Annotated in this window: 13 protein-coding genes; 6 read left to right on the plus strand and 7 right to left on the minus strand. The window is 70.2% G+C overall.

Going from position 1 to position 16,969, the window contains the following annotated elements:
* Positions 1-3: 3 nt before the first annotated feature.
* Complete coding sequence (locus tag D7X96_RS03685; protein WP_121768998.1) at positions 4-2,070, minus strand: S9 family peptidase; 2,067 nt, start codon at positions 2,068-2,070, stop codon at positions 4-6.
* A gap of 47 nt (positions 2,071-2,117) precedes the next feature.
* Positions 2,118-2,639 (minus strand): hypothetical protein, encoded by a 522-nt coding sequence (locus D7X96_RS03690; RefSeq protein ID WP_120547236.1) that lies wholly within the window; start codon positions 2,637-2,639, stop codon positions 2,118-2,120.
* A 429-nt stretch (positions 2,640-3,068) separates the two neighbouring features.
* Between D7X96_RS03690 and D7X96_RS03695 the strand changes: the two genes are divergently transcribed.
* From D7X96_RS03695 to D7X96_RS03705, 3 genes are all read left to right on the plus strand, one after another.
* Complete coding sequence (locus D7X96_RS03695) at positions 3,069-4,154, plus strand: AI-2E family transporter (RefSeq protein WP_120547259.1); 1,086 nt, start codon at positions 3,069-3,071, stop codon at positions 4,152-4,154.
* Positions 4,155-4,170: 16 nt separating this feature from the next.
* A complete protein-coding gene (locus D7X96_RS03700) occupies positions 4,171-4,791 on the plus strand; it encodes a DedA family protein (RefSeq protein ID WP_121768999.1) in 621 nt (206 codons plus the stop codon).
* 96 nt (positions 4,792-4,887) lie between these two features.
* The gene (locus D7X96_RS03705; protein WP_121769000.1) at positions 4,888-8,313 is read left to right on the plus strand and encodes an ATP-binding response regulator; all 3,426 of its coding nucleotides are present in this window, start codon (positions 4,888-4,890) and stop codon (positions 8,311-8,313) included.
* Positions 8,314-8,323: 10 nt separating this feature from the next.
* On the opposite strand, the gene D7X96_RS03710 is transcribed toward D7X96_RS03705, so the two are convergent.
* Positions 8,324-9,772 (minus strand): FAD-binding oxidoreductase, encoded by a 1,449-nt coding sequence (locus tag D7X96_RS03710; RefSeq protein WP_121769036.1) that lies wholly within the window; start codon positions 9,770-9,772, stop codon positions 8,324-8,326.
* Positions 9,773-9,899: 127 nt separating this feature from the next.
* The gene (gene bioA / locus D7X96_RS03715; protein ID WP_121769001.1) at positions 9,900-11,231 is read right to left on the minus strand and encodes an adenosylmethionine--8-amino-7-oxononanoate transaminase; all 1,332 of its coding nucleotides are present in this window, start codon (positions 11,229-11,231) and stop codon (positions 9,900-9,902) included.
* A gap of 188 nt (positions 11,232-11,419) precedes the next feature.
* On the opposite strand from bioA, the gene D7X96_RS03720 reads away from it, so the two are divergent.
* The 3 genes from D7X96_RS03720 (at position 11,420) to D7X96_RS03730 (ending at position 13,919) form a co-directional block, all read left to right on the plus strand.
* The gene (locus tag D7X96_RS03720) at positions 11,420-12,217 is read left to right on the plus strand and encodes an acyl-CoA desaturase (protein WP_120547232.1); all 798 of its coding nucleotides are present in this window, start codon (positions 11,420-11,422) and stop codon (positions 12,215-12,217) included.
* A gap of 110 nt (positions 12,218-12,327) precedes the next feature.
* A complete protein-coding gene (gene sitA5, locus D7X96_RS03725; protein WP_147442666.1) occupies positions 12,328-13,548 on the plus strand; it encodes a SitA5 family polymorphic toxin in 1,221 nt (406 codons plus the stop codon).
* Between the two features lie 29 nt (positions 13,549-13,577).
* Positions 13,578-13,919 carry a DUF3969 family protein gene (locus D7X96_RS03730; protein ID WP_120547230.1) on the plus strand — a complete coding sequence of 114 codons (342 nt, stop codon included), beginning with the start codon at positions 13,578-13,580 and terminating at the stop codon, positions 13,917-13,919.
* Here the strand turns inward: D7X96_RS03730 and D7X96_RS03735 are convergent.
* From D7X96_RS03735 to D7X96_RS03750, 3 genes are all read right to left on the minus strand, one after another.
* The gene (locus D7X96_RS03735) at positions 13,906-14,763 is read right to left on the minus strand and encodes an SDR family oxidoreductase (protein ID WP_120547257.1); all 858 of its coding nucleotides are present in this window, start codon (positions 14,761-14,763) and stop codon (positions 13,906-13,908) included. The genes D7X96_RS03730 and D7X96_RS03735 overlap by 14 nt on opposite strands.
* A 703-nt stretch (positions 14,764-15,466) precedes the next feature.
* Positions 15,467-15,892: a serine/threonine protein kinase gene (locus tag D7X96_RS03745; protein ID WP_370450067.1), complete on the minus strand. Its 426-nt coding sequence runs from the start codon at positions 15,890-15,892 to the stop codon at positions 15,467-15,469.
* A gap of 85 nt (positions 15,893-15,977) precedes the next feature.
* Positions 15,978-16,859 carry a DUF2381 family protein gene (locus D7X96_RS03750; protein WP_370450065.1) on the minus strand — a complete coding sequence of 294 codons (882 nt, stop codon included), beginning with the start codon at positions 16,857-16,859 and terminating at the stop codon, positions 15,978-15,980.
* Positions 16,860-16,969: the final 110 nt, after the last annotated feature.

Here is a 16,969-nt window from a genome sequence, read left to right on the forward strand (position 1 = left end):
AGCTCACCGCGCGGGAGCCCGCACCTTCGGCTTTACCTCCTGCGCCGCCGGCAGGTTCGCGTCGAACCAGTCCAGCGTGCGCAAGAGCCGGTCCTTCTGGTGCTCCGGCTTGCGCAGGCTGTGGCCTTCGTCCGCGTAGATGACCAGCTGGGTCTTCACCCCCAGCGTCTTCAGCGCCTTGTGGAACTCGTAGCCCTGCGACGCGGGCACCTCCACGTCCCGCTCTCCGTGCAGCACCAGCGTGGGCGCCTTCACCTGCTTCACGCCGTTGATGGGCGACGAGCGCGTGTACACCTCCGGCTCGTCGTACACCGAGGCTCCGAAGTACGGCAGCATCCACGTGTCGATGTGGTTCGTGCCGTAGTAGCTCTGCCAGTTCGCGATGCCCGCGCCCGCCACCGCCGCCTGGAAGCGCTGCGTCCGCGTCACCGCCCACATCGTCAGGAAGCCGCCGTAGCTCCACCCCGTGATGCCCTGCCTCGCCGGATCCACCGGCGCTGACGCCAGCACCGCATCCAGCCCCGCCAGCACGTCGTCGAAGTCTCCGAAGCCGAAGTCGCGGCGGTTCGCCTGCACGAACGCCTCGCCCTGGCCATAGCTGCCTCGCGGGTTGGGCATGAACACCGCGTAGCCCCTCGCCGCGAACAACACCGTCTGCGGGTTGAACCCCGGCAGCACGCCCGCCGCGGGCCCTCCGTGCACCACCGTCACCATGGGCACCTTGCGCCCGGACCCATCCGGCACCGGCAACACCAGCCAGCCCTGCACCTGCTGCCCACCGCTCGTCCACGTCACGCTGCGCACGTCGCCCACCGCCACGCGCACGCCGGCATTGAGCCGCGTCACCTGCTTCCACTTCCCCACCGGCCCCGTCCACAGCTCCGGCGCCTGGGTGATGGAGTCGCGCACCACCGCGCTCGTCACCCCGTCCCGCCCCAGCGACACCGTCACGCGCTCCGGGCCCCTCCACAACGTCTTCACGGCCCCACCGCCCGGCGCCACCGCCATCAGCGCGGCCTCGCCCTGCGCCTGCGCCCCGAAGACCAGCCGCTCCGCCGTGGGCCAGAAGAGGTCCGTGGCCGTCGCCTTCAGCCCCTCCGTCACGTTCCGCGCGGGCGGCACCTTCGCGGGCAGCGCCGCCTTCTCCCCGAACCGCACCTTCGCCGCCAGCCGCTCCGGCACCGGCACCACGAGCACGTCCCCGCCCGTGCTGCCCTCGTCACTCATCAGCCCCTCGATGAACGCGAGCTGCCGTCCATCCGGGCTCCAGGCCGGCTCCGCCACCTGCCACCGGGGCGCGTGCAACAGCGACGTCTCCCCCGTCGCCGTCTCCACCGCGTACACCCGCGCGGTCCACCAGTTCGCATCCCCCGGCGGCAGCGACGCCGTCACCGCCACGCGAACCCCCTCCGGGCTCCACGCGTACTCGTGGATGAACAACCCCGCGGGCGACACGAGCCGCAGCCGCGCGTCCTCCACCGTCACCACCGCGAAGCGCTTCACCGGCGGGGACGCCTGCACCACGCCCGTCTCACGCGCCGCGGGGCCCCGGGGCCCCAGCGCGTCCTCCGCGCCTTCAATGACCAGCAGCCCCACGGCCTTCCCGTCCGGCGACCACTTCGGCGCCGCCAGCACGCCCTTCATCGTGGTGAGCCGGCGCGCGGGCCCGCCCGCCCCGGAGGCGTCCGCCACGTAGAGCTGCTTCGCCCGGCCCTCGCCCGCCGTGGAGAGGAACGCGAGCTGCCGTCCATCCGGACTCCACGTCAGCGAGCCCTCCGCGCACGGCGCGCCGTCCTTCGACGCGGTGACGCGCACCGGTGCCCGCTCCGGATGCGCCAGCTCCCGCACCTGGAGCCGCGCGGCCTCCGCGGTCCCCGGCACCGACTCCACCCAGGCCACCCGCGCGCCATCCGGCGACAGCGAGACCTGCTTGATGCGCACCGTGCGCTGGAGCGCGTCGTACGTCGCGCTGGCATCCATCCGCGCGGGCGCGGGCGAGGGCACCGCCGCGGACGCCAGCGCGCCCCACACCCAACAGCCCACCACCACAGCCAGGCTTGCCGCTCGCATCCGCCGCCTCCCGAAACGCACGCAGGGAGGCGGAGTCTACCTCCCGCTCAGTGCAGCTGCGTGGGCAGCATGGGCAGCCCGTGGAAGAAGCGGCGCCCGCTCTCGAAGCGGTGGTGGAAGGTGACGCGCTGGTCCAGGTACAGCCGCGCCATCTCCTCCTCGCCGTACGCGCGGAAGAACGCGGCGCGCGCCTCGTCACACGCCCGCTCGTACTCCACGCACAGGGCCTCCCAGTCCTCCGGTGGAAGCTCTCCCTCCGGCCAGCCCTCGCCGGTGAGGCCGTAGTCGCGCTCCATCGCGTCCAGCTCCCGCGCCCGCATCCGCACGCGCGGATCCTCCGCGATGGCCTCGTCCGCCATCGCCGTGAGGATGTGCGCCACCAGGAAGAAGCCCGCGTCCGGCGGCACCGCGCCCGCGTCCCGCGCGCTCCGGAACGTCACCAGGAGCTGCGCGTCCATCTCCTCGCCGCCCAGCTCCGCCAGCTTCGCCGCCAGCGCGCGCCACCGGGCCTCGGTCTCCAGGGCCTCCCGCCGCACCCCTTCCAGTTCCTGCTCACCCGTCTTTTTCATGGTGTCCTCTCCCGGCCCGCGAAAGGCCCCTTCCCACGAAGGTTCCCATCCCCGTCTGACGCTCGGGCCCGGCAAACCGTGCTGTCCCCTCTTTCCACGACGTCCCAGCGCGTCAGGTGCTGGACGCCCGAGCGCGGCGCCGTCGCGTGGCGGACGCGCAACCGTGCTCGGGGGGACGGACAGCCTGGCGGCCAGCCCGGCCAGCCCGGCCATTCCGGGGCTGCCGGGGTGACGAACCACGCGGCCGGTGATTGCGTCCGTTCCGGCCACTTCGCGAGCGCCGGGTGTCACCCGCAGGACGCTTGAGCGGCGCGCGGCCCCGGCGCGCACACCTGGCGTGATGACAGTGGTTGCCGCCGGGCACGGGATGACGCATCCGCAAGGACATGGGGCCCGAAGCCGGTGGCCCGCCCCGGGGAGCCTTTGCCGGTGTCCGAGCCCGTCGTCGTCCCACCGCAGCAGAAGTCCCAGGTGTCCATCCGCACGGTGCTCACCGTGTGCTTCGTGGTGCTGGGCGTGATGGCCCTGGTGGTGCTCATCGCCAAGACGCGCGTGGCGCTCACGCTCACCGGCATTGCGGCGCTCATCGCGCTGTCGCTGGAGCACGGCGTGTCGCGGCTGGAGAAGCGCGGACTGAGGCGGTGGCAGGCCATCACGCTGGTGCTCCTCGCGCTGTTCCTGGCCATCGTGGCGCTGGGCCTGCTGGTGATTCCGGACCTGGTGGAGCAGGTGGACGCGCTCGTCACCCAGTGGCCTCAGCTGTGGAAGCAGGTGCGCGGCACCGGCATCCTGCGCGCGCTCAACCAGCGGCTGCACAGCCTGGGCTGGAACGAACGGCTGGAGGAGGCCACGCCCGCGCTCGCGGGTCCGCTGCCCGAGCTGCTGATGAGCGCCATTGGCGGCGTGGTGGGCCTGCTGGGCGGCGTCATCACCGTCTTCTTCCTGGTGGTGTTCATGCTGGTGTTCGGCGGCGGCGTGCTCAGGCGCCTGCTGGAGCTGGCCCGTCCGGATCACCGGCTGCGGTACGTGCGCGTGCTGCGCAACGTGTACACGGCGACGGGCGGCTACCTGTCCGGCATCACGCTCATCTGCGCCATCAACGCCACGCTCACCACCACCATGCTGGCCGTGCTGGGCATGCCCTTCTACCTGCCCCTGGGCGTGGCCAGCGGCTTCTCCAGCCTGGTGCCCTACGCGGGCCCCATCATCGCGGGCGGCTTCATCACGCTGCTCACGCTGGCCACCGGCGGCCTGTGGAAGGCGCTGGCGGTGTTCATCTACTTCCTCCTCTACGGCCAGCTGGAGGGCAACGTGATGGCGCCGCTCGTGTTCAAGCGCACCGTGCACGTCAACCCGCTCGTCACCCTGCTCGCGGTGCTCTTCTGCGTGGAGCTGGCGGGCATCGTGGGCGCGGTGGTGGCCGTGCCCGTGGCCGCCACCGTGCAGATCATCGTCCGCGAGGTCCTCCTCTTCCGCCAGGAGCGCCGCGCCGCGGCCGTCCTGCCGGAGCCCTGAACGGCTTCACGCCTTGATGAACGCCTCGCCCCTCCAGCTCCTGGTGACGCACGGCTCCGGCCCGCTGCTCTTCCTCGTGCTGGTGGCCGGAGGGCTGGGGCTGCCCTTCCCGGAGGACCTGGTGCAGCTGGCGGCGGGCGTGCTGTCGCACCGGGGCGCCATGCCGCTGCCGGCCGCCATCGCGCTGTGCTTCGTGGGCGTGCTGTGCGGCGACACCGTCCTCTTCCTGACGGCCCGCCGGCTGGGACAAGCCCTGTACACGCACCGGCGCACCCGCCGCCTGTTCCCCCCAGAGCGCCGCGAGCGCATCCAGGGTCTGTACGCGAAGCACGGCCCGCGCGTCGTCTTCGTGGGCCGGTTCATGTCCGTGCTGCGCGTGCCCGTGTTCGCCATGGCCGCGGCGGAAGGCATGCCCCTGCGCCGCTTCCTCCTCTGGGACGGGCTGGCGCTGTGCGTGAGCTCACCGCTGGTGGTGACGCTGGGCTACCTGGGCTCCCAGAGCGTGGACCGCGTGGCGAAGGGCGTGGGCCGCGTGGAGCACTTCCTCGTGCTGGTCGGCGTGGCCGCGTTGCTTGTCGCGTTCGCGGTGCGCCATGCCCGCGAGAAGCGGCTGTCGCGCCATCCCCCCCAGGGCTGAAGCAGGCAAGCGCACACTTCGGGGCGTTGGCCCGGCACGCGCCGCGCGACTCCGCTATCAACCAGACGGCTCCCCTGATCGAACATCCGAGGCTTCATGACTCTCCCCATCCCCCTTCAGGCCGGCTCCACGGCGATGTCATCCACGGAAGGGGGGATGGACTGGCTGTCCGGCGGCGGTGAGATGGGCCGGTTGATCCGCGCCATGGACTGGTCGAAGACGCCGCTGGGGCCGTTGGAGACGTGGCCGCAGAGCCTGCGCACGACCGTCAGCCTGTGCCTGTCCTCCACCTTCCCCATCCTCATCGCGTGGGGACCGGAGCGCGTTCAAATCTACAACGACAGCTACCGGCCCATCTGCGGCGCGAAGCACCCGGAGTCCATGGGCCAGCGCTTCCGCGACTGCTGGGCCACGGCGCTGCCGGTGGTGGGCGGCGTGTTCGAGAAGGCGGGCACGGGCACGGGTTCCTACATCGAGAACCAGCGCATGTTCCTGGACCGGCACGGCTATCTGGAGGAGGCCTTCATGACCTTCTCCTTCAGCCCCATCCGCGACGAGTCCGGGGGCGTGGGCGGCCTCTTCCACCCCATCACGGAGGTGACGGAGAAGATGCTCGGCGCGCGGCGCTCGCAGACGCTGCGCGAGCTGTCCGGCCTGCTGGGCAAGGTGAAGACGGTGGAGGACATTGGCGCCGCGCTGCCGCGGCTGCAGCCGGACGCCGCGCTGGACGTGCCCTTCCTCCTCTTCTACCGCCGCGACGAAGCCGCCCCGCGCGTCCGCTGGGTGTCCGGCATGGGCCTGCCTCCGGGCACCGCGTGGAGCCCGGAGGAGACCGGGCTGGACGGGCCGTGGCCCTTCGCCAGCGCGGGCGCGCAAGTTGTGGACGTGCCACGCGCGCCGCTGGACGCGGGCATCGTGCCGGGGCCGTACGAGGAGCCGCCCGCGCACGCGCGCGTGCTGCCCATCCACCCGCCCGGCATGGCGGAGCCCTTCGGCTACCTGGTGGCGGGCGTGAGCCCCCGCCGCGCCATGGATGACGCCTACCGCGACTTCCACGAGCAGCTCCAGGCCACGGTCACCAACGCCGTGGTCACCGTGCGCGCGTATGAGGCGGAGGCCCAGCGCGCGGAGGCGCTGGCCGCCATCGACCGGGCGAAGACGGCGTTCTTCTCCAACGTGTCGCACGAGTTCCGCACGCCGCTCACGCTCATCCTGGGCCCGCTGGAGGAGTCGCTCGCGGACACGTCCGCGCCGCTGCCGCCGGCCTGGCGCGCGCGCCAGGAGCTCACCCACCGCAACGCGCTGCGCCTGCTCAAGCTGGTCAACTCGCTGCTGGACTTCTCCCGCATCGAGGCGGGCCGCGTGAAGGCGGGCTACCACCCCACGGACCTGGCGCGGCTCACCGGGGACCTGGCCAGCGTCTTCCGCTCCGCCATGGAGAAGGCGGGGCTCCAGTACACGGTGGAGGCGCGGGACGTGGGCGAGCCCGTCTACGTGGACCGGGACATGTGGGAGAAGATTGTCCTCAACCTGCTCTCCAACGCGTTCAAGTTCACGCTCCACGGCGGCGTCACCGTGCGGCTCGAGCGCGAAGGCAGGCGGGTGAAGCTCACCGTGCGGGACACCGGCACCGGCATCCCGGAGGCGGAGCTGCCGCGCGTGTTCGAGCGCTTCCACCGCGTGGAGTCCTCGCGCGGCCGCACGCACGAGGGCACCGGCATTGGCCTGGCGCTCATCCAGGAGCTGGTGAAGCTGCACGGCGGAAAGCTGGGCGTCAGCAGCGTGGAGGGCCAGGGCAGCACCTTCACCGTGGAGCTGCCGCTGGGCCGCGCGCACCTGCCCGCGGAGCAGGTCCACGAAGAGGAAGGCGCTCCGCACGCGGGCAAGCTGGGGTCCGCCTTCAGCGAGGAGGCGCTGCGCTGGCTGCCGGACGCGGAGGAGCCCGTGCCTTCACGGGACGCCGGGCTGGAACCGGCGCTGGCCGCGAACGACGCCACCATGCTGGAGAGCCTGGGCACGGGGTTCGCTCCGTCCGTGAGGCGCGGGCGCATCCTCGTCGCGGACGACAACGCGGACATGCGCGGGTACGTGAGCGGCCTCCTGGCGGCGCACGGGACCGTGCGCGCGGTGGCGGACGGCGAGGCGGCCTTCGAGGCGGCGCTCGAGATGAGGCCGGACCTCATCCTCAGCGACGTGATGATGCCCCGGCTGGATGGCTTCGGCCTGCTCAAGAAGCTGCGCGACGACGCACGCACGCGCGGCATCCCCTTCATCATGCTGTCCGCGCGCGCGGGCGAGGAGGCCCGCATCGAGGGGCTCCAGGCCGGCGCGGACGACTACCTGGTGAAGCCCTTTTCCGCGCGCGAGCTGCTGGCGCGCGTGGACAGCCAGCTGCAGCTGGGACGGGCCCGGCAGCAGATCTCCGACTTCTTCCTGCAGGCCCCCGTGGCCATGTGCGTGCTGACGGGGCCGGACCTCCGCTTCACGGTCATCAACCCCCTGTTCGCGAGCCTGATGGGCCGGGACATGCTGGGCAGGCCCGCGCGCGAGGCGCAGCCGCAGGGTGGCCACGGCATGCTGCTCCAGCACCTGGAGCGCGTCTACCGCACCGGCGAGCCCTTCGTGGGCCGCGAGGTGCCGGTGCGCCAGCCGGACGGCCAGGGCGGCCTCAAGGAGCTGCTGCTGGACGTGGACATCCACGCGCAGCGCGACGGCGGGGGCCACATCCAGGGGCTGCTCGTCGCCGTGCAGGAGGTCAGCGAGCGGACCCACGCGCGCCAGCAACTGGAGGCCCTGACGCGCGACCTCCAGCACGCGCTCACCGCGCGCGACACCTTCCTGGGCGTGGCCTCGCACGAGCTGAAGACGCCCGTCACCGCGCTGCTCCTTCACCTGGAGATGACGCGCCGGCGCCTGTCGCCCAAGCGCGGAGACCCGCCCTCCCCGGAGAAGCTCACGGTGGCGGTGGGGTCCGCGCAGCGGCAGGTGGAGCGGCTGTCGCGGCTGGTGGACGAGTTGCTGGACGTCTCCCGCATCCGCGCGGGCAAGCTCGACCTCCACATGGAGGAGAGCGACCCGATGGAGCTGGTGCACGAGGTCCTCGACGTCTTCCGCGAGCAGATGGATCAGGCCCACTGCATCCTGCAGCTGCGGGCGGAGCTGAACGTGCGCGTGTGGTGGGACCGCTCGCGCATGCAGCAGGTGCTGACGAACCTGGTGTCCAACGCCATCAAGTACGCACCGGGCACGGCGCTCGGCATCGGGCTCCGGAAGCACGGCGACCGGCTCATCCTCTCCGTGTCGGACGGCGGCCCGGGCATCCCTCAGGAACACCAGGACCGCGTCTTCGAGCGCTTCGAGCGCGGCGGCTCGCCCCGCTCCGTGCACGGCCTGGGGCTGGGCCTCTTCATCGCCCGGCGGATCGTCGAGGGCCACCACGGCAAGCTGGTCCTGAAGAGCGCCCCCGGCCAGGGCGCTGCCTTCATCATCGACCTGCCGCTGCCTCCGCGGGCCCAGGCCTGAGCGCGCGCCTTCAGTGCGCGACGCTCGGGGGCCTCACCGGGCCGGGCTGGATGTTCTGGTTCACGTGGAAGAGGTTGTGCGGGTCGTACTCCCGCTTCACCTCCACCAGGCGCGCGTAGTTGTCGCCGTAGGTGGCCTGCACGCGCTCCTGGCCCTCCTCCATCATGAAGTTCACGTACGCACCGCCCGCCGAGTACGGGTGCAGCGCGTTCCAGTACTCCTTCGCCCAGGTGGAGATGTCCGCCGCCCGCTCCGGTGACGGGTCCACCCCGACGATGACCTCCGACCAGCGCGCGTCGCGGAAGCGGAAGGCCGTGTCATGCGGGCCCACGCGGTGCGCCGCTCCGTCGATGGGGTACAGGTGCATGGTGGACTGCATGGACGGCAGGCGCTCCGCGAAGGACACGTGGCGCTCGATGGCCGCGTCCGGCAGCTCGCGCACGAAGTCCGCGCGCCAGTACCACTGGTGCCCCGGCGGATAGAGCGCGTCGAACGCGGTCTGGAGCATGGGGAAGGGCATGGGCATCACGCCATGCAGCGCGGGCTTGAGCGCCAGCACGGGCGCGAACAATGCGTCCGCGCGCGCGGGGTCGCCCGTGTAGCACCAGACGACGCCGCACATCTTCTTCAGGTGCAGCTCCTCCGGGAAGGGCGGCGCGGGCGGCACGGTGATGAAGGCGAAGAAGCCGGTGAGGTCCTCCGGCGCGTTCGGCAGGAACTCGCGGTACCAGCGCATCACCTCCGCCGCGCGGTCCAGGGGCCAGAGCGTGGGGCCGCCCAGGACGATGTCCACGGGGTTGGCGCGGAAGAGGAACGACGTCACCACGCCGAAGTTGCCGCCGCCGCCGCGCACGGCCCAGAACAGGTCCGGGTGCTTCTCCTCGCTCGCGGTGACGAAGCGGCCATCCGCGAGCACCATGTCCACGGCGAGCAGGTTGTCGATGGTGAGCCCGAAGCGGCGCGTGAGGTGGCCCAGGCCCCCGCCCAGCGTGAGCCCGGCCACGCCCGTGGTGGAGATGATGCCGGAGGGCACCGCGAGCCCGAAGGCGTGCGTGGCGTGGTCCACGTCCCCCCAGACGGCGCCGCCGGAGACGCGCACCGTGCGGGCATCCGGATCCACGCGCACGCCGCGCATGCGCGACAGGTCGATGACCAGCCCGCCATCCACCAGGCCCAGGCCGCCGCCGTTGTGGCCGCCCCCGCGCACGGCCAGGTCCAGCTTGCGCTCGCGGGCCAGGGCCACCGCGGCGATGACGTCCGCCACGTCCGCGCAGCGGGCCACCATGGCCGGGCGCTTGTGGATCATCGCGTTGTACAGCTGGCACGCCTCCGCGTAGTCGGCGTCACCCGGCTGGATGAGCGTGCCTCGCAGCTGCGCGCGGAACAGCTCCACGCTGTCCGGTGTCAACCCGGCGGGCAGGCCGGGGCCCGTCCGCGGACGGTGGGTTTCGAGTGTCACGGCGGTTCCCTCCTCAAGGGCCGGCACCGGCACGGCGCCTGACTCAACGGATGCGCACGGTGACGGCCTTGGGAGGACCGGAAGGCGGGAGGGGGCTGCCCGGCACGCGCCGGTGGCGAGTGACGACTCAGCCCGCCGCCACCTCGCGCAGGCTGTCCTCCACGCCCTGGAGCAGCAGGTCCAGGTCCGCGTCCGGGATGTTGAGCGCGGGCGCGATGTAGACCGTGTTGCCCATGGGGCGCAGGTAGAGGCCCCGCCGGCGGGCGGCCTCGTACACGCGCCAGCCGCTGTCCGCGAAGTAGCCACCGCCGCCCAGGTCCACCGCGCCCACCATGCCCACCGCGCGCGGGCGCTCCAGTCCGGGGAGGGTGGCGGCCATGCGCTCGAAGGCGGCCTTCACGCGCGGCGCCTTGCGCTGGACCTGCCCCAGCACGTCCTCGTCGCGGTACACGGCCAGCACCTCGCGCGCCACGGCCGCGCCCAGCGGGTTGCCGCAGTACGAGTGCCCGTAATAGAGCGCCCGGTCCTTCGCTCCCAGGAAGCCCTGGAAGATGCGCTCCGACGCGAGCGTGGCGGCGAAGGGCAGCAGGCCCCCGCTGAGCGCCTTGGCCAGGCACAGGAGGTCCGGCACCACGCCGGCCAGGTCCACCGCGAAGCGCGCGCCGGTGCGGCCCATGCCGGTGAAGACCTCGTCGGCGATGAGGAAGGTGTCCACCGCCCGGGTGGCCGCGCGCACCTCGCGCACGAAGTCCGGCGACGACATCCACATGCCCGCCGCGCCCTGGATGACGGGCTCCAGGATGACGCCGGCGATGCCGTCCGGATCCTGGGCGAGCGCGGCCTTCACCTGCTCCAGGGCGCGCGCGTGGCCGTTGGCCTCGGCGGGGGACGGGACATGGATGACGTCGAAGAGGAGCGGGCCGAACACGTCTCGGAACTCGTGCACGCCGCCCACGCTGGTGGAGCCAATCGTCTCGCCGTGGAAGGCGCCGGTGAGCGTGATGAAGCGGGTGCGGCGGGGCCGGCCGTTCTGGGCCCAGTACTGGGCGGCCATCTTGATGGCCACCTCCACCGCGGTGCTGCCGTTGTCCGTGTAGAAGACGCGCGACAGCTTCTGCTCCGCGGGCACGTCCGGGCGGTCCGCGCCCGGGGCCAGCGCGCTCAGCTCCGCGCCCAGGCGGGCGGCCGGGCCGTGGGTGATGCCAGCGAGCGAGACGTGCGCCAGGCTGCCCAGCTGCTCGGTGAGTGCGCGCACGAGGCGCGGGTGGCGGTGTCCGAGGGTGGACACCCACCAGGAGCCGTTGGCGTCCAGATAACGCCGTCCGTCCGCGTCATGGAGCCAGACGCCCTCCGCCCGGACGACGACGAGCGGATCCGTCCTGGCGATGTACGCCTCCATGGCGGTGTAGGGGTGCCAGACGTGCTGCTTGTCCAGGCCGACGAGGGTTGCCCGATCCACGGTGGAAGCTCCTGGGTACAGGGAGGGTGACGCGCCGCGTGCCCTTCTGCCCTCCCCGGGTGCGGCCGGCAACGGTTCCTTATCCGCCCGTGGACAGGGCGAGCGGGACGGGGCCGGTGACATGGGGGGCGCTGACATTGCCGTGACAGGGGGGGTGTTAGCCCTGTGTCTGTAAACACGGGAGAGTCATGGCCATCGTCATCTTCTTCATCAGTCACTGGCTGCTCTGCGTCTTCTTCCAGAGCTTCTTCCAGCACCGTTACGCGGCGCACCGGATGTACAGCATGGGGCCGCGCACGGAGAAGGTGATGCACCTGCTCACCTACCTGGTGCAGGGTTCGTCGTACCTGTCGCCGCGGGCGTACGCCATCCTGCACCGCGAGCACCACGCGTACTCGGACACGGAGAACGACCCGCATTCGCCGCACTACTTCAAGGACGTGATGCGGATGATGTGGCACACGAAGGAGCGCTACACCGGCATCCTGACGCGGAAGATCCAGCCGGAGCCGCGCTTCGAGGGTGGCTATCCGGAGTGGAAGCTGGTGGACGAGACGCTGGGCCAGTCCTGGTTCGCGGTGCTGGGCTGGGTGGCGCTGTACACGGCGTTCTACGTGGCGTTCGCGACGTCGGCCTGGATGTTCCTGCTGTTGCCGGTGCACTTCGTGATGGGGCCGGTGCACGGGGCCATCGTGAACTGGTGCGGGCACAAGTACGGCTACCGGAACTTCAAGGGCGCGGACAAGTCGCGCAACACGCTGCCGGTGGACGTGTTGTGCATGGGTGAGCTGTTCCAGAACAACCACCACAAGTACGGCAGCAGCCCGAACTTCGCGGCGCGCGCCTTCGAAATCGACCCCACGTGGCAGGTGATGCGCGTGCTGTCCAAGCTGGGCGTCATCCGCATCACCACGCCCCAGCGCGCCGTCTACCCGGAGCCGCGCGAAGTGGCCCGCCAGAGCGGCGCCGGAGCCCAGGTGGCCTGAGGTCTTGAATCATCCGGGGCCTGTCGCGCCCCGGCGGTTGTCGTGGTCCGGCCGTGGATGTCAGTCCCCGCACGCATGCTCCTCGTGGGCATGCGTGCCGGGAGGACGACATGAAGCAACGCGGCTTGGGTCTCCTGCTCCTTGGACTGCTCTGCGCGGGATGTGCAACCTCGCGCGTCGTCCAATTGGACACGGGTGATGGCGTCCCCATCATCTACACGCCTCCCCGGAACGTAGACCCCATTCCCATTCCCGAGGATGGATTCCGGGAGGCGCTGCTTCAGCTCGTGCTGGAGATGCGCCTCCCTCTTCAATCCGAGCGACAGCCCCCTTCCCGCCTCCAGCTCGCCAGCTGGGGCCCGGCTTCGCGCGCGCAGGAACTGGAGCCCCGGGAATGGTGCTCCCAGCAAGAAGCACCCACGGAATGCCTTTCCCTGTTGGATGACGGCTTCTCGTTCCTGGATGCCAGCGCCCGGAGGAGACTGGCGCTGTCCTTCGCATGGGACGGAGTCTGGGATGGCGTCCAGGGTGCCGTGGCGGAGGTGATCAATCCCCTGACGCTCAAGGCGATGATCTCCACCGCCATGGCGGCCTACATGGCCCTGCTGGTGGCGCCCGAGCCCGTGACGAAGCTCATCGCCATCGCGCTCACCACGTACGTCATCGCCTACGTCGGAGTGGAGAACTTCGTCCAGCTCGTGAGCGGCTGGGAGCAGTTGTCCGCGGAAGCAGGGCGAGCGGTCACGTTCGAGGAGTTGCAGGACGCGGGGCATCGCTTTGGAAAGGTCATGGGGACCAGCGGAGCCCGGCTCCTCATCCTGGCACTCACGGCCGCCCTGGGTGGCGGAGCGTCGAATGTGGCCACGAAGGGTCCCATGCTTCCGGGTTTCGCTCGCGCGGCACTGGCGGCGGAGACCAACGCAGGTCTGCGCTTGAGTGCCGCGGCATCCGGGGGCGTTCGGTCTATTTCGCTCGCGGAGGGCGTACTCACCATCGGCGTCGCGTCCACCGCCGTGGCCGCTTCCGCCTGGCAGGGAACCGGGAGCCCTTCGCCGTCGGGACAGGGAGGAGGGGTCGCTTCCGTCCACGACAGTGTGAAGATCGCCCCGGGATATCCTCCTGGGTTCAAGGCCGTCCAGAATGGGACGACCCGGAACACTGTGTCCAACAAGGCCCTGTTGGAGAAGCTTCGGGAAGTCGAACCTGGGACCTGGCACAAGGTCTACAAGGATGGCTGGGTCGGAAGCGAGAAGGTGTCCCTTCACTACTTCGAAAGTGCATCCGGCAAGGTCTTCAACCTCAAGGTCAAACCCGGATGGAGCAACCTGTGAATCCTGCGCCCCCCGAACAAGGAGCAGTCATGACCCTTCAGGCCTCGGGGCTTGAAGAGGTCCAGCGCTTCGTGGCGGTCACGGCCCTGGGTATGTGCCGTGCGCTGATGCTGGGGAGCATCGCTCCCGCCGGAGCATGCAGCCGGCTCTTTGGACCAGCGCTGCTGTCGCGGCTCGAAGCGATGGAAGTCCCCCCCGAGCTCCGTCACGCCATCCATCTGGCGACGGAGCTGGAAGACGTGGCTCAGCTGGCACCCGAGGCGCTATCCGCCTCCATCGCGGAGATTGAGGCGAAGCTGCATCAGGTGCTCGCGAGCCTTTCGTCTCCGTCGAGTGATGCCGCGAAGTGGCTCAACATCACGCCTGCTTGAGCGTGGCGGCCAGCGCCTCGGCCAGCGTCGTGGTGGGCCGGCCGATGAGGCGGCTCAGCGTGCGGCTGGTGTCGTTCAGGTCGCCCCGGGCGATGCCTTCGTCGGAGTTGGCCAGCACGTCCGCGTAGCCCTTGGGCAGGCCGGCTTGCTGGAGCGCGGCGGCGAAGTCGGCCGGAGGCAGGTCCTGGTACGTCACGGTCCTGCCGGACTGGCGGGACAGTTCCGCTGCGTACTCGGCCAGCGTGAAGCCGGTGTCGCCCGCGAGTTCGTACACCTGGTTCTCATGACCGGTGCCGGTGAGCACCGCCACGGCGGCGTCCGCGTAGTCCTGCCGGGTGGCGGGAGCGACGCGGCCGTCCTTCGCGCAGCCCCGGAGCACGCCCTGCTCCAGCGTGCGCTTCGCGGCCTCCGTGTAGTTCTCCAGGTACCAGCTGTGGCGCAGGAACACGAACGGAAGCCCTGACGCGCGGATGGCCTTCTCCGTGTCCAGGTGCTCCGGCGCCAGCACCATCCGCGACGTGTCCGCGTGCAGGATGCTCGTATAGGCCAGCAGCTTCACGCCGGCCTTCTTCGCAGCGTCCACCACGGTCTGGTGCTGCTTGCGCCGCTGCCCGACTTCGCTCGAAGAGATGAGCAGCACCGAGTCCCCGGCGGAGAACACGCTGTCCCACGTCTCCGGGTGGCTGTAGTCCGCCTTGCGGACCTGCACGCCACGCGCGGCCCAATCCTTTGCCTTGTCTGGATTGCGAACCGCCACCGCGACCTGGTTCGCGGGCACCGTCTTCAACAGGCCTTCAATGACGAAACGGCCCAACCGGCCCGTGGCTCCTGTGACGACAATCATGGTTGCCTCCGCGTTGCGCATAGCAGGGAGCGTTCCAAGCCCCCAGGCATCCCTGCTTTACACCTCCGCCCGGCGCCGGTTCTCCAAAAACCTGTCCGACAGTCGGACAAGTTCGTACGAAGCGCCGCCGCCGGGAGGCTCAGCAGGACCCTCGTTTTCTCCTCCCTGGGAACCGGATTCCCTCCCGAGGGTTTAGAGGAACTCGTCCACGATGAAGACACCCCCGCCAGAGAACTCAAGGACAGCGGTTCCGGGGGCTGAGCCAGGAAGCTTCCGCATCTGTCCCTTGGCCGTCCGCGCCACAGCACAAATGGGCACCCGCTGTGATGCACCCGGTGGAAGTGCCGCGAAATAGCGGATGACTGCCTGGGGTCCGGTTGTCCAGACGTATCCATAGAGACGCGCCGGTGCCTGCAGCGTCCCCAGGTCGTCGATCAACACACTCTCGACACGCCCTTCATGCAAGGTGATGGACCGGCTACGCATTTGGTTCACATCGAATTCGATGGTCGCGCCGTCCCCCACGCCCAATCGCAGATAGCGCATCACCTTGAGCGCATTTTCTGGACACTTCTCGGGCCCGGGAGTTCCGTCGGGTCGCAGGCTTACCTTTCCTATCGCGGTGCCAGCGCAACCTGTGATCAGGGCCATGCAGAAGAGACCGCACGTGAGCTCAAACGTCCTGGAAGCCATCCCGTGGATCTTAGAGGAACTTGTCCACGATGAAGACGCCGCCTCGTGAGTACTTGAGGACGGCGGTTCCCGGGAGAGAGCCCGACAACTTTTGCATCTGCCCCTTGGCCATGCGAACCACCGCGCAGATGGGAACCCGCGCCGCCGAATCCGGGGGGCGCGCCTCGTAGTAGCGGATGGCCACCTGCGGACCGCTTGTCCACACGTAGCCGTAGAGCCGCGTGGGCGAGTCCAGCGTTCCCAGGTCACTCAACAGCATGCTCTCGACCCGGCCCTCGTACAGCGTGATGGGTTCGGCGTCGCCCTGGTTCACATCGAACTCGACGAGCGCGCCGGCCCCCACCGCCAACCGCAGATAGCGCATCGCCTCGAGCGCTTCTTCCGAGCACCGCTCGGGTCCTGGAGTCCCATCGGCTCGAAGCGACACCCGTCCCATTGTCGAGCCCACGCACCCCGAGGCCAGTACCGACAAGGCAAGACAGCACACACGTTCGAGCTTCCTGGAGACCATTGCCCGGCTCTTACTCACGCACCAATTGGGGATCCAGCAGCACCGAGGCCTGGAGACGCCCGTCGTGCTGGTAGACCTCCAGCGCCAGTTCCTCGAACTTTCCCTCCGGGTTGAGGAACGCACTGCGGTCCACCACGAACGCGATGGCACCAGTCTGGCCCACGGCGATCGACTCGCGTTCGGCCCGGATGGCCACGATTCTTGGCGCGCGACTGGATGGCGCGAAAAGCTTCGTCCGGGACAAGCGCCAGGTCCGGCTCTCGCTCTGGTTCGTCACGCGGATCATGACCGCAGCCTTGCCCTTACCTGAATAGACCGTCATCGAGAGCTGAGCATCCACGTCATATCCGCGCCACGTGTGCTGCCGCTTGAACGGCGTCTGCGCCCCTGCCCCCGACACCAGCAGTGCGGCCAGCGCGTGGTCCGCGGAAGTCTCCTCTTCACGCAGCCGCGCGTTCTCCTCCTCCAGCGCGTTCTTCGCCTTGAGCGTGCGCGACAGGACGGAGACCAGGGCCTGATAGCTCTCCCGGTCCTCGAAGACGTCCACCTGCTGATCCGTCCAGCCGCCATCCTCCTGGAAAGGCGGTCGCAACAGGAATGACATCGCGGTCCCGTCCGCGAGCGTCACGAGCAGGGGAACACTCTCATCTGGGCCCAAGGCACGAAGAGGCTCGATCACCACGCGCTTCCCCGCGACCACCAGCGGCTCGAAGCGGCCCTCCCACCCGAGCAGCTTCGTCTTCAGCGGGTCACAGGGCTGCTCGAACCGGAGCACCGTGACGATCTGCCCCGCCACGTGGATGCGATGGGCCGCGTCGTCCGGATGCTCCGACAGCACCAGGGTCCGGACCTGCGCCCGCTCACGCGGCCCCGCCAGGACAGGGGCGGCCACGAGGACCATCAAGGCAACGAACCAGCCAAGTAGGACGTTCCGCATCGAACCTGGACCCTATCCAAGCCGCCCGTTCCACGCCAAGCTTCCGGCCCGGCCTCTTATGCACC

This window comes from Corallococcus interemptor (assembly GCF_003668875.1).
GTDB classification, from domain to species: domain Bacteria; phylum Myxococcota; class Myxococcia; order Myxococcales; family Myxococcaceae; genus Corallococcus; species Corallococcus interemptor.

Bases quoted from the DNA above. Each gene is read 5' to 3' on its own strand.
- D7X96_RS03685 (WP_121768998.1), bottom strand. From the start codon at position 2,070: ATGCGAGCGGCAAGCCTGGCTGTGGTGGTGGGCTGTTGGGTGTGGGGC.
- D7X96_RS03690 (WP_120547236.1), bottom strand. From the start codon at position 2,639: ATGAAAAAGACGGGTGAGCAGGAACTGGAAGGGGTGCGGCGGGAGGCC.
- D7X96_RS03700 (WP_121768999.1), top strand. From the start codon at position 4,171: ATGAACGCCTCGCCCCTCCAGCTCCTGGTGACGCACGGCTCCGGCCCG.
- D7X96_RS03705 (WP_121769000.1), top strand. From the start codon at position 4,888: ATGACTCTCCCCATCCCCCTTCAGGCCGGCTCCACGGCGATGTCATCC.
- D7X96_RS03720 (WP_120547232.1), top strand. From the start codon at position 11,420: ATGGCCATCGTCATCTTCTTCATCAGTCACTGGCTGCTCTGCGTCTTC.
- sitA5 (WP_147442666.1), top strand. From the start codon at position 12,328: ATGAAGCAACGCGGCTTGGGTCTCCTGCTCCTTGGACTGCTCTGCGCG.
- D7X96_RS03730 (WP_120547230.1), top strand. From the start codon at position 13,578: ATGACCCTTCAGGCCTCGGGGCTTGAAGAGGTCCAGCGCTTCGTGGCG.
- D7X96_RS03735 (WP_120547257.1), bottom strand. From the start codon at position 14,763: ATGATTGTCGTCACAGGAGCCACGGGCCGGTTGGGCCGTTTCGTCATT.
- D7X96_RS03745 (WP_370450067.1), bottom strand. From the start codon at position 15,892: ATGGGACGGGTGTCGCTTCGAGCCGATGGGACTCCAGGACCCGAGCGG.